This window comes from Azotobacter chroococcum (assembly GCF_004339665.1).
GTDB lineage: Bacteria > Pseudomonadota > Gammaproteobacteria > Pseudomonadales > Pseudomonadaceae > Azotobacter > Azotobacter chroococcum.
The window spans coordinates 132698-144574 of the sequence record NZ_SMMU01000011.1 but is presented as its reverse complement, the minus strand read 5'-3'; the positions used below and the strand labels follow the sequence as shown (position 1 = coordinate 144574).

Sequence of the window (11877 nt, the reverse complement as noted above, 5' to 3'; positions counted from 1 at the left end):
ATCGCGTGAACTGACTCGCTTTCATGATCCACCTCCCGCATGCGGAGACGTCATGATCAGCTTAGCCTGCTGCAACAGCTAACTCAGACATAGCCTTCTGGAAGCACTGAGCGGGCATTGCGTCCGCTCGTTTTTTGTCACTGGCGCACCAGGCGCCGGTTGTCCGGAACCATCGCCTCGGTGCTGCGCCAGGGGTTGATGTCCAGCCCGCCGCGGCGCACGTAACGCGCGTAGACGGTCAGCCGCTCCGGTTCGAGCAGGCGCAGCAGATCGAGGAAGATGCGCTCGACGCACTGCTCGTGGAAATCCGCATGCTGGCGGAAGCTCACCACATAGGCGAGCAGACTGGCGGGGTCCAGCGCCGGGCCGCGGTAGTCCACCACCACGCTGCCCCAGTCCGGCTGGCCGGTCACCGGGCAGTTGGACTTGAGCAGATGGCTGTGCAGCACCTGCTCCACCCGGCGGTTCGGATCGCAGCGCAGCAGTTCGGCCGATGGCTCTCCATAGCGGGCGATGGCCACCTCCAGTTCGTCGATGCACTGTCCCGGCAACGCCGTGACGCCCTCCACCTGCACCTCGGCGAGACTGCGCAGGCGTACCGCCACCGGCGCTCCGGCCGCAGCGGACAGGTCGTCGGCGAGGGTCTGGCGCAACACCTCCCGGTCGGCGAAGACGGTCTGGTTGAGCGAGTTGAGATAGAGCTTGAAGGATTTCGACTCGACGATGTTCGGCGAGTCGGCGGGAATCACGAACTCGCCGATGGCCACCACCGGCTTGCCGGAGGGCAGCAGCCAGGACAGCTCGTAGCAGTTCCACACGTCCACCCCGCGGTACGGCAGGCTCGCCGCCGTCAGCCCCAGCTCAGCCCACTTGGGCGCGCGCGGAATCGGGAACAGCAGGGACGGCGTGTAGGTATCGAGGTATTCGCTGGACTTGCCCAGCGGGGAGTGTTCGGCGGCGGGATGCATGGCACAAGAACCTGAGAGTGATCGAGCGCGCTCAGTGTACCGGCTTCCCGGCGGGCTTTCATGCCGCAGGACGGGCGGGCCTGCAGCCGGTATAACAGGCATTTCTGCCTGGCGGACACCACGATGAACCTGCTGATCGTCGAAGACGAACCCAAGACCGGCCGCGCCCTGCAGCAGGGCCTCGGCGAGGCCGGCTTCGCCGTCGACCTGGCCATCGACGGCGCGACCGGCGAGCGCCTGGCGCTGGAGGGCAACCACGACCTGGTGATCCTCGACGTAATGCTGCCCGGCCGCGATGGCTGGCAGATCCTGAACGCGCTGCGCCGGGCGGGACGGGAAACGCCGGTGCTGTTCCTCACCGCCCGCGATGCGGTGGCGGACCGGGTGCGCGGCCTGGAACTGGGCGCCGACGACTACCTGGTCAAGCCCTTCGCCTTCGCCGAACTGCTGGCACGGGTGCGCACCCTGCTGCGCCGCGGCCAGGGCGCGATCCCGGAGACCCGCCTGCAGGCCGCCGACCTGGAGCTCGACCTGCTGCGCCGGCAGGTCCGCCGCAGCGGGCGGCGCATCGAACTGACGCCCCAGGAGTTCGCCCTGCTCGAACTGCTGCTGCGCCGCCAGGGCGAGGTGCTGCCCAAGTCGCTGATCGCCGCCGAGGTCTGGGACATGCACTTCGACAGCGGAACCAACATCGTCGAGGTGGCCATCCGCCGCCTGCGCGCGAAGATCGACGACGGCTTCGCCCCGCCGCTGATCCATACGGTGCGCGGCCTGGGCTATGTCCTCGAAGTGCCTGCCGCGCCATGAGGCCGCTGTCCCTCGGCACCCGCCTGAGCCTGCTGTTCGCCGCCTGCAGCGCGGCCGTCTCGCTGCTCGCCGGCATCCTCTTCAACCAGGCCAGCGAGGCGCACTTCGTCGAGCTTGACCATCAGCAGCTGGAGGGCGAGCTGACGGTACTGCGCAGCCTGCTTGCCGGTGTCGCCGGCGAGGCGGACCTGCCGGAGCGCCTGCCCGCCGTGCGGGAAGAACTGGCCCTGCATCCGGAGCTGGCCCTGCGCATCGTCGGCAGCGACGGGCTCATCTGGTTCGACAGCCTCCCCGGACGCCACGACCCGGCGGCCTACCGCAGCCTGGAGGCGCCCCTGGAGCCGCGGGACGCCGGCGGCACACGACTGACCCTGCATCTCAACATCGCCCACCACCGGCATTTTCTCAAGGACATGCAACGGCTGATCTGGCTCGGCGTCGGGCTATCCGCCCTGGCCACCGCCCTGCTCGGCGCCTGGGTGGCGCGCCGTAGCCTGCGCCCGCTGCAGCGGATGGGCGAGGTGGCGGCGGGCATCTCGGCCAGTTCGCTGACCACCCGCCTGGAGGAGACTCGCCAGCCTGCCGAGCTGGCCGAGCTGGCGCAGGCCTTCAACGCCATGCTGGCCCGCCTGGAGGATGCCTTCGCGAGGCTTTCGGCCTTTTCCGGGGACATCGCTCATGAGCTGCGCACGCCGCTGTCCAACCTGCTGACCCAGACCCAGGTGATCCTCTCCCGCCCGCGCGCCCTGGAGGACTACCGCGAGGCCCTGCATTCCAACCTGGAGGAACTGCAGCGGCTGGCGCAGATGGTCGCCGACATGCTGCTGCTGGCCAAGGCCGACCACGGCCTGCTGCTGCCGAACCGTGAGCCCCTCGAGCTCGGGGCGGAGATCGACGCCCTGCTCGACTACTTCGCAGCGCTCGCCGAGGACGCCGGAGTGCGCCTGGAGCGTCGTGGCGATGCCCGGCTGGCGGCCGATCGCGGCATGCTGCGGCAGGCGCTGTCCAACCTGCTGGACAACGCCCTGCGCTTCACCCCGGCCGGAGGCGAGATCCGCCTGGAGCTGACGAATACCGCAGGCCGCCTGCGCCTTGAAGTCGGCAACAGCGGTCCGGCGATTCCCGCCGAACAGCTGCCGCGGCTGTTCGACCGCTTCTACCGGGCCGATCCGGCGCGCCGCGAGGGCAGCGGCGAACACGCCGGCCTGGGCCTGGCGCTGACCCGCTCGATCGTCCGCGCCCACGGCGGGGAGATCCGCTGCGAGTCCAGCGCGGGCTGGACGCGCTTCATCCTCGAGTTTCCCGCGTAATGCCTGAAGCAGGCCGTGCGGTGGGTTACCAGCTGCGCTCCAACCCACCCTACTGGCGCATGCCGCGCCCGCTCACCAGCAGACGCAGGCAGTAGGCGTACAGTAGTGCGGTGGCCAGCAGCATGAAGCCGATGGCGATGCCGATATGGATGTCGGAGACGCCGAGAATGCCGTAGCGGAAGGCGTTGACCATGTGCAGGATCGGATTGCCCAGCGACACTGCCTGCCAGAACGGCGGCAGCAGGTCGATCGAGTAGAACACCCCGCCGAGGTAGGTCAGAGGCGTCAGGACGAAGGTCGGGATGATCGAGATGTCGTCGAAGTTGCGCGCGAACACCGCATTGATGAAGCCGCCGAGGGAGAAGATGGTGGAGGTCAGCAGCACCACCAGCACGATCAGTCCCAGATGATGCACCTGCAGGTCGGCGAAGAACAGCGACAGCAGGGTGACGATCGTCCCCACCGCCAGGCCGCGCAGCACGCCGCCCATGGTGTAGCCGAGGAGAATGATGTGCGGCGAGACCGGCGCCACCATCAGCTCCTCCACCGAGCGGTGGAACTTACTGCCGAAGAAGCTCGACACCACGTTGCCATAGGAGTTGGTGATCACCGCCATCATGATCAGCCCGGGGACGATGTAGTCCATGTAGGGAAAGCCGCCCATCTCGCCGATGCGCCCGCCGATCAGGTTCCCGAAGATCACGAAGTACAGCACCATGGTGATCGCCGGCGGCAGCAGGGTCTGCGGCCAGATGCGCAGGAAGCGGTTCACCTCGCGGGCGACGATGGTCTGCAGGGCGACCAGGTTGGCGCGCAGTTCCAGGCTCATGGCGCCACTCCGTCGAGATTCCTTTCCACCAGGGACACAAACAGCTCCTCCAGGCGATTGGTCTTGTTGCGCAGGCTGAGCACCTCGACGCCCTGCTGCTCCAGTTGGGAGAACAGCGTGTTCATGCCGCGGCTCTTCTCCACCTGCACCTCCAGGGTATGGTCGTCCACCAGCCGCGCCGGATAGCCCGACAGCTGCGGCTCGACCAGCTGCGGCTCCTTGAGGTCGATCAGGAAGGTCTCCACGTGCAGCTTCTTCAGCAGCTCGCGCATGCTGGTGTGCTCGACGATCCGCCCGTGATCGATGATGCCGATATGCCGGCAGAGCTGCTCGGCCTCTTCCAGATAGTGGGTGGTGAGGATGATGGTGATGCCCTGGCGGTTGAGCTCGCTGAGAAAGCTCCACATCGAGCGGCGCAGCTCGATGTCCACCCCGGCGGTGGGCTCGTCGAGGATCAGCAGGCGCGGCTGGTGGACCAGCGCCCGGGCGATCATCAGACGCCGCTTCATACCGCCGGAAAGCATCCGCGACGGCACGTCGCGCTTGTCCCACAGCCCCAGCTGGGTCAGGTACTGCTCGGCGCGGGCCCTGGCGATGCGCGCCGGGATGCCGTAGTAGCCGGCCTGAGTGACGACGATGTCGAGGGTCTTCTCGAACTGGTTGAAGTTGAACTCCTGGGGCACCACGCCGAGGCAGCGCTTGAGGCCGGCCGGGTCGCGGTCGAGGTCGTGGCCGAACACCTGCACGCTGCCGCCGGTCTTGTTCACCAGGGTCGAGAGAATGCCGATGGTGGTGGACTTGCCGGCCCCGTTGGGGCCGAGCAGGGCGAAGAAGTCGCCCTCGGCCACCTCCAGGTCGATGCCCTTGAGGGCCTGGAAGCCGTTGGCGTAGGTCTTGGTCAGTTGCCGGATGGACAGAGCGGAACTCATGGGAATAGGCGCACGGATCTGATCGGGAAAGCGGCATATTGGGGCATGGCGCCCCGATTGCAACCGCCGTCCCGGCAAGGCCCGCGCCGCTCCGCTGCAATGTCGCTCGTCCGCACTCGGCTATCCTCATGGAGTCGCGCTTTCCGGCAGGCCCTGGCGCCGGCCTGCGCCCACTCAGGAAGGATGCCCATGCTGCTCGCCTGGCTTCTGCTTCTGGCCGTCGGCCTGGTCGTGCTGGCCCACCTGCGCACGCCGACGCTGCCCGTCCTGGCCCTGCTCGCCCTGTACCTGATCGCCATGGGCCTGTCCGGCGACGCGCCCGGCTGGCTGCTGATCCTGCTCTGGCTGCCCTGGCTGGCGCTCGCCGTGCCGACGCTCCTGCCACACCTGCGCCGGCGCTACTTCAGCGCCCCAGCGCTCGCCTGGCTGGGCAAGGCCCTGCCGCCGCTCTCCGACACCGAGCGCGAAGCCATCGAGGCCGGCAGCGTGTGGTGGGATGGCGAGCTGTTCGGCGGCCGACCGGACTGGAACAAACTGCTGAGTTACCCGAAACCCAGCCTCACGGCGGAAGAGCAGGCCTTTCTCGAAGGCCCCGTCGAGGAGCTGTGCGCCATGGTCAGCGACTGGGAGATCGGCCAGCGTCTCGACCTGCCGCCCGAGGCCTGGGCGTTCATCAAGGCGCAGGGCTTCTTCGCCCTGATCATCCCCAGGGAGTACGGCGGCAAGGGCTTCTCCGCCCATGCCCATTCGCAGGTCGTGATGAAGCTGGCCACCCGCAGCGGCGATCTGGCCTCGACGGTGATGGTGCCCAACTCCCTGGGGCCGGCCGAGCTGCTGCTGCGCTACGGCAGCGAGGCGCAGCGCCAGCACTACCTGCCGCGCCTGGCCGACGGCCGGGAGATTCCCTGCTTCGCCCTGACCGGCCCGCATGCCGGCTCCGACGCCGGCGCCATGCCCGACAGCGGCGTGGTCTGCCGCGGCCTGTGGCAGGGCGAGGAGGTGCTCGGCCTGCGCCTGAACTGGGAGAAGCGCTACATCACCCTCGGCCCGGTGGCCACCCTGCTCGGCCTGGCCTTCAAGACCTACGACCCCGAGCACCTGCTTGGCGACCGGGAAGAGCTGGGCATCAGCCTGGCACTGATCCCCACCGATACGCCCGGCGTCGAGATCGGCCGTCGCCACCTGCCGCTCGGCGCCGCCTTCATGAACGGGCCGAACGCCGGCAAGGACGTGTTCGTGCCGCTGGACTTTCTCATCGGCGGCCAGGCGATGATCGGCAAGGGCTGGTCGATGCTCATGGAGTGCCTGTCGGTGGGCCGCTCGATCTCCCTGCCGGCGGTCGGCGCCAGCGTGGCCAAAAGCTGCAGCTACGTCAGCGGGCGCTATGCACGCGTCCGTGAACAGTTCGGCGTGCCGCTGGCCAGCTTCGAGGGCATCCAGGAGGTCCTGGCGCGCATCGGCGGCAATGCCTGGCTGATGGACAGCGCACGCCTGCTCACCGCCCAGGCGGTCGATCTCGGCGAGAAGCCCGCGGTGCTCTCGGCCATCCTCAAGTACCAGTTGACCGAGCGCGCCCGCGAATGCATCAGCCACGCCATGGACATCCACGGCGGCAAGGGCATCATCCTGGGCCCGCGCAACTACCTGGCGCGCCTCTGGCAGATCACGCCGATCTTCATCACCGTGGAAGGCGCCAACATCCTCACCCGCAACCTGATGATCTTCGGCCAGGGCGCCGTCCGTGGCCATCCCTATCTGCTGCAGGAAATGACTCTCGCCGGTCGCGCGGGCCAAGCCGGGACGCTGGACGAATTCGATGCCGTGCTGTGCGGGCACCTGGGCCACGTCATCGGCAATGCCGCCAGCACCCTGCTGCTCGGCCTCGGCGGCGGCTGGCTCGACCGGGTTCCGGGCGATACCGCGAGCCGCCGCTACTTCCGCGCCCTCAATCGCCTGGCGGCGGCCTTCGCCCTGCTCGCCGACTTCAGCCTGCTGCGGCTCGGTGGCGACCTGAAGCGCCGCGAGCGGCTCTCGGCACGCCTGGCCGACGTGCTGAGCCACCTTTATCTCGGCTCGGCCGCGCTCAAGCGCTATCACGACCTCGGTCATCCCCGGGAACAGCAGGCGCTGCTCGCCTGGGCCCTGGAGGAATCCCTGGCGCGGGCCGAGGAAGCCCTGGCCGGCATTCTCGCCAACTTCCCCAACCGCCCCCTCGGCGTGCTGCTGCGTGTCCTGGTGTTCCCCCTCGGCCGCCGCCACCGGGGCCCCTCCGACCGGCTGGATGCGGATGTCGCCGACATCCTCGGCCGCCCCGAGGACGACCCGGCCCTGGCGTCCCTGCTCGACGGCTGTTATCGCCCGCAATCCCCCGACCAGCCGCTCGGCGCCCTCCGCCAGGCCTTCCAGCGACTCACCGCCAGCCAGACCAGCGCCAGGAAACTGCGCGCGGCACTCCGCGACGGCCAGTTGCACCCGGCGCCCGGCAGCGACCCGATCGAAGCGGCGCGGGCAGCCGGCGTGCTGGACGACAGCGAGGCCACCGCCCTGCAGGCCGCGGAAGAAGCGCGACGCCGGGTCATCGACGTCGACGACTTCGCCCCGGAAGCGCTGCAGCTGTCCGAAGGCCGGGTCCGCTGAGGGACAGGGGCCTCCTGTGCCGGCCTGCTATACTCCGCGCCCTTTTCATGACAGGTATTCCATGGCCATTTCCTATCTCGATCATCATCTCGCCCTGCTCGCCCACCTGCGCGGCATCCTCGTCGCCCTCGGCGAGGCCGAACAAGTCTCGGACGAAAGCCATGCGCTGTTCATGGAGCGCTTCGACGAACTGCTGGCCGCCCTGAGGGAGAGTCCGGAGGAACGCCACCTGGGCCAGGAGCTGATCTGCCAGGTGTTCCAGCGCTATCCGCAGATTGCCCACCTGGTGCCGCGCGACCTGCTCTGGTTCTTCGGCGGGGACTGCCTGCACTTCATGCCGGACGAGGAAATCGCCCTGTACCAGGAGCTCGACGAGCGTCGCTTCGAAGCCGAAGCCTGCGGCGAGCCCTTCGAGTGGAACCGGGAGAAGCAGTTGCTCGCCCTGCCGGGCGACAGCAGCCGGCACTGAATGCGAAAGGCCCGCCAAGCGGCGGGCCGGGGAATTCCGTCGAAAGCGGAAAAACGAAAACGCCACTCGATGAGTGGCGTTTTCGTGAGTTTGGAGCGGGAAACGAGACTCGAACTCGCGACCCCGACCTTGGCAAGGTCGTGCTCTACCAACTGAGCTATTCCCGCATTGTGCTTGTCCCGAGGGACCTTTCCAACGGCCCGCCTCGCGGGCCCGGCACACCGACCTCATCCGAGGTCTTGCGCCGAAGATGACGACCAAGTGATGTCGACGCCTTCGAGAAACTGGAGCGGGAAACGAGACTCGAACTCGCGACCCCGACCTTGGCAAGGTCGTGCTCTACCAACTGAGCTATTCCCGCATTGGCGTCCCCTAGGGGACTCGAACCCCTGTTACCGCCGTGAAAGGGCGGTGTCCTAGGCCACTAGACGAAGGGGACGCGGCCCGGAACTTACAACAGCTTTTCTTCCGGCTTCCAACGCCTGACTTTTACTTAGGCGCTGGAAGTGGGGCGCATTCTAGGGAGCCTTTCGAAAATCGTCAACACCCGAATAAAGATTTTTCAAATCAACGACTTCCCGACACTGCACGGCTAGCCGAGAAGCCGCAGGCCGACCCAGTGGCGGGCGAACTGATAGGCGCAGCGGCCATTGCGGTTGCCGCGCCCCTGGGCCCAGCGGATCGCCGTCCTTTCCAGGGCCTCGTCCCAGTCCCAGGCCAGTTCGCACTGCCCCGCCAGCACCGCGATCCAGTGGCGCACCACGGACAGATAGTGATCCTGGGTGAAGGGATAGAAGGATAGCCACAGGCCGAACCGGTCGGACAGGGCGATCTTGTCCTCCACGGCCTCGTTCGGATGCACCTCGCCGTCGACCAGCTGCCAGTTGTCGTTGTCGCTCTGCCGCTCCGGCACCAGATGGCGACGATTGGAGGTGGCGTAGAGCAGCACGTTGTCCGGGGCGCGCTCCAGGGAGCCGTCCAGCACGCTTTTCAGCACCTGGTAGCCGTCGTCGCCGGCCTCGAAGGACAGGTCGTCGCAGAACAGCACGAAGCGCTGCGGCAGACCGGCCAGCCGCTCGACCACCCGCGGCAGGTCGGCCAGGTGGTCGCGCTCGATCTCGATCAGGCGCAGGCCGGCCGCGGCATGCTCGGCCAGCAGCGCGCGGACCAGGGAGGACTTGCCGGTGCCGCGGGCGCCCCACAGCAGGGCATGGTTGGCGGGCAGGCCGGCGACGAACTGGCGGGTGTTGCGCGACAGCTGGTCGCGCTGGCTGTCCACCCCGATCAGGTCGGCCAGCTGCATGTCCAGGCTCACCTGCAGCGGCAGCAGCGCCCCGTCGCGCCCCACGCGCTGCCAGCGCGCCGCCAGGCTGCAGGTCCAGTCCAGCGGAGGCTGGGCCGCCGGCAGCAGGGGTTCGAGACGCTCCAGCAAAACCTGCGCCTGGTCAAGAAACTCGTTCAATCGGCCGTTCACAATCCTTCCTTAATACGATGGTCAGAATGCATGAAGGGTTCTGCCAGCCCGAGGCAGGCTTGGGTTATCCTACGCGGCTAGCATTTGGACTCCAGCCACTGCATGAACATAGCGCCAACCAACCGCCTCTCCTACAAGCAGGCCTCCCTGGCGGTACTGGCGGCGTTCGTGCTCGGTACCCTGCTCAGTCTGGCGAAGATCAGCCTGGATTATGCCAGCCAGAGCGCATCCATCGAACGTGAAATCACCAGCCTGCAGCAAATTAGTCTCAACCCGGCAGCGCGCATCGCCTACAACATCGATGCCGAACTGGCCCAGGAGCTGCTGCTCGGCCTGTTGCGCTCGCCGGCGGTGATCAGCGCGGAAATCGTCGGCAGCGACCATCGCCCCCTGGCCGCAGTCAGCCGCCCGGCGATGAACAGCGAATACCGGGTGTTCAGCGACATGCTGTTCAAGCCTCGGCGCTACTTCGAGGCGCCGCTGAGCATCGCCCACGCACCCGACGAAGCCCTCGGCTTCCTGCGCCTGGAGATCGACACCTACGCCTTCGGCAGTACCTTTCTCGAACGTTCCGGACTCACCCTGCTGACCGGCTTCGCCAGCAGCCTGCTGCTCGCCCTGCTCCTGCTGGTGGTGTTCAACCGGATGCTGACCCGGCCGCTGGTCGGCATCATCCAGCAACTGAGCGAACACAACCCCAACGAGAACCGCCCGCTGCCCTGCCCGCCACGCCACGAGAGCGATGAAATCGGCATCCTGGTCCAGGCCATCAACCAGCTGCTGCGCAAGACCAGCCAGGAGATCGAGCAGCGTCGCGAGGCCGAGAACCGCCTGACCGAATACCTTGGCGAACTGGAGAACATGGTTTCGGCGCGCACCGCCGAACTGGAGGCGGCCAACGCCCGCCTGACGCAGAGCAACCGCGACCTGGAGACAGCCCGGAGCACCGCCCTGGAGATGGCCCAGGCGCGCTCGGCCTTTCTCGCCAACATGAGCCACGAGATCCGCACGCCGCTGAACGGCCTGCTCGGCATGCTGTCCCTGTCCCTCGACGGCCCGCTCAGCAGCGAACAGCGTCAGCAGCTTTCCGTCGCCCATGCCTCGGGCAAGGTGCTGGTCCGCCTGCTCAACGACGTGCTCGACCTGTCCAAGTTCGAGTCCGGCCAGATGGAGCTGGAACGGATTCCCTTCGATGTCGGCGCGCTGATCGAGGACGCCACCGCCCTGCTCTCGCAGAGCGCGGCGCCCGGCGTCGAGCTGACCTGCCTGATCGACCCCGGGCTGCCCACTCAGGTAATCGGCGACCCGACGCGGGTCAGGCAGATCGCCAGCAATCTGATCTCCAACGCGCTCAAGTTCACCCGCTTCGGGCGGGTCGACGTCTGCCTGCAGACCAGCGGCGACGGCATACGGCTGCTCATCCGCGACACCGGCATCGGCATCTCCCGCGAAGCCCAGGCGCGCATCTTCCAGCCCTTCGCCCAGGCCACCGCCACCATTACCCGCCAGTACGGCGGAACCGGCCTCGGCCTGGCCCTGACCCGCAAGCTCTGCGAGGCCATGCAGGGCCGTCTCGCCTTCACCTCCAAGGAGGGCCTGGGCAGCACCTTCAGCGTCGAGCTGCCGCTGCCCTGCCACACGCCGGCCATACCCCGCGGCGCCCTGCACGGCTGCATCATCGGCATGACGCCCGGCAGCAGCGGCCTGGCCGAGCTGCTGGAGATGCACCTGCCGGGCTGGGGACTGGAGTATCGGCGACTGGATGTCGACAGCGGCCTGGCTGGAATCGAGACCGACCTGCTGATCACCGACTGCCCGCAATGCCTGCTGGGCATGCGCCCGACCGTCACCGCCCCCTTCCTGGTGGTGACCGCCTACGGCAGCTTCCTGCCCCGCGAGGAGACGCACGCCCTGGCGCCCCTCCAGCAACTGGCCCGGCCACTCTCCCGCGCCGCCCTGTACCAAGCGGTGACACGCGCCCTGCAGGCCATCGAGGAGCCTCCGCCCGGGGAGGTCGAGCCCGTGCAGGCGGCGCCCCGGCAACGCCAGGTCCTGCTGGTCGAGGACAACCCGGTCAACCAGATGGTCGCCAAGGGCATGCTGGCCAAACTCGGCTACGAGGTCGCCATCGCCCCGCATGGCGCCGAAGCGCTGTCCTATCTGGAACAGGGCCCGGTCGATCTGATCCTGATGGACTGCAACATGCCGGTGATGGACGGCTACGAGACCAGCCGGCGGATTCGCCAGGACGGCCGCTGGTCGGAGCTGCCGATCATCGCCCTGACCGCCAACGTTCTGCCGGAGGAACGTGAACGCTGCCGCACCGCCGGCATGAACGACTACCTGGCCAAGCCCCTGCGCCGCGAGGACCTGGCCAACATGCTGCACACCTGGCTGCCGGGTGGGGCAAGCGCTACATGAGCGGAGCCGACGATAGGCTCGATGACCCTGCGG

Annotated in this window: 9 protein-coding genes and 3 tRNA genes; 5 read left to right on the top strand and 7 right to left on the bottom strand. The window is 67.8% G+C overall.

The features are described 5' to 3' along the window. Positions 1–137: 137 nt before the first annotated feature. A complete protein-coding gene (queF, locus tag EV691_RS11885) occupies positions 138–968 on the bottom strand; it encodes an NADPH-dependent 7-cyano-7-deazaguanine reductase QueF (RefSeq protein ID WP_131297188.1) in 831 nt (276 codons plus the stop codon). Positions 969–1091: 123 nt separating this feature from the next. Here queF and EV691_RS11880 point away from each other — a divergent pair, with 123 nt between their 5' ends. Both EV691_RS11880 and EV691_RS11875 read left to right on the top strand, forming a co-directional pair. Then, positions 1092–1775 (top strand): heavy metal response regulator transcription factor, encoded by a 684-nt coding sequence (locus tag EV691_RS11880; protein ID WP_131297187.1) that lies wholly within the window; start codon positions 1092–1094, stop codon positions 1773–1775. After that, positions 1772–3085: a heavy metal sensor histidine kinase gene (locus tag EV691_RS11875; RefSeq protein ID WP_131297186.1), complete on the top strand. Its 1314-nt coding sequence runs from the start codon at positions 1772–1774 to the stop codon at positions 3083–3085. Before EV691_RS11880 ends, EV691_RS11875 begins: the two co-directional genes overlap by 4 nt. A 49-nt stretch (positions 3086–3134) precedes the next feature. On the opposite strand, the gene EV691_RS11870 is transcribed toward EV691_RS11875, so the two are convergent. Further along, on the bottom strand, positions 3135–3914 hold the full coding sequence (locus EV691_RS11870; protein ID WP_131297185.1) for an ABC transporter permease: 780 nt from the start codon (positions 3912–3914) through the stop codon (positions 3135–3137). Beyond that, positions 3911–4843, bottom strand: coding sequence for an ABC transporter ATP-binding protein (locus tag EV691_RS11865; RefSeq protein WP_131297184.1), 933 nt, complete (start codon positions 4841–4843; stop codon positions 3911–3913). Before EV691_RS11865 ends, EV691_RS11870 begins: the two co-directional genes overlap by 4 nt. A 189-nt stretch (positions 4844–5032) precedes the next feature. On the opposite strand from EV691_RS11865, the gene EV691_RS11860 reads away from it, so the two are divergent. Both EV691_RS11860 and EV691_RS11855 read left to right on the top strand, forming a co-directional pair. After that, positions 5033–7480, top strand: coding sequence for an acyl-CoA dehydrogenase (locus tag EV691_RS11860; protein WP_131297183.1), 2448 nt, complete (start codon positions 5033–5035; stop codon positions 7478–7480). 61 nt (positions 7481–7541) lie between these two features. After that, on the top strand, positions 7542–7949 hold the full coding sequence (locus EV691_RS11855) for a PA2817 family protein (RefSeq protein ID WP_131297182.1): 408 nt from the start codon (positions 7542–7544) through the stop codon (positions 7947–7949). 91 nt (positions 7950–8040) lie between these two features. Here the strand turns inward: EV691_RS11855 and EV691_RS11850 are convergent. The 4 genes from EV691_RS11850 to EV691_RS11835 all read right to left on the bottom strand — a co-directional run bounded on the left by EV691_RS11850 (position 8041) and on the right by EV691_RS11835 (position 9423). Continuing rightward, positions 8041–8116, bottom strand: a tRNA-Gly gene (locus tag EV691_RS11850). Between the two features lie 118 nt (positions 8117–8234). Next, a tRNA-Gly gene (locus EV691_RS11845) sits at positions 8235–8310 on the bottom strand. Positions 8311–8312: 2 nt separating this feature from the next. Further along, positions 8313–8388, bottom strand: a tRNA-Glu gene (locus EV691_RS11840). Positions 8389–8541: 153 nt separating this feature from the next. After that, the gene (locus tag EV691_RS11835; RefSeq protein ID WP_131297181.1) at positions 8542–9423 is read right to left on the bottom strand and encodes an ATP-binding protein; all 882 of its coding nucleotides are present in this window, start codon (positions 9421–9423) and stop codon (positions 8542–8544) included. A 102-nt stretch (positions 9424–9525) separates the two neighbouring features. On the opposite strand from EV691_RS11835, the gene EV691_RS11830 reads away from it, so the two are divergent. Then, the gene (locus EV691_RS11830; RefSeq protein WP_131297180.1) at positions 9526–11844 is read left to right on the top strand and encodes a hybrid sensor histidine kinase/response regulator; all 2319 of its coding nucleotides are present in this window, start codon (positions 9526–9528) and stop codon (positions 11842–11844) included. Positions 11845–11877: the final 33 nt, after the last annotated feature.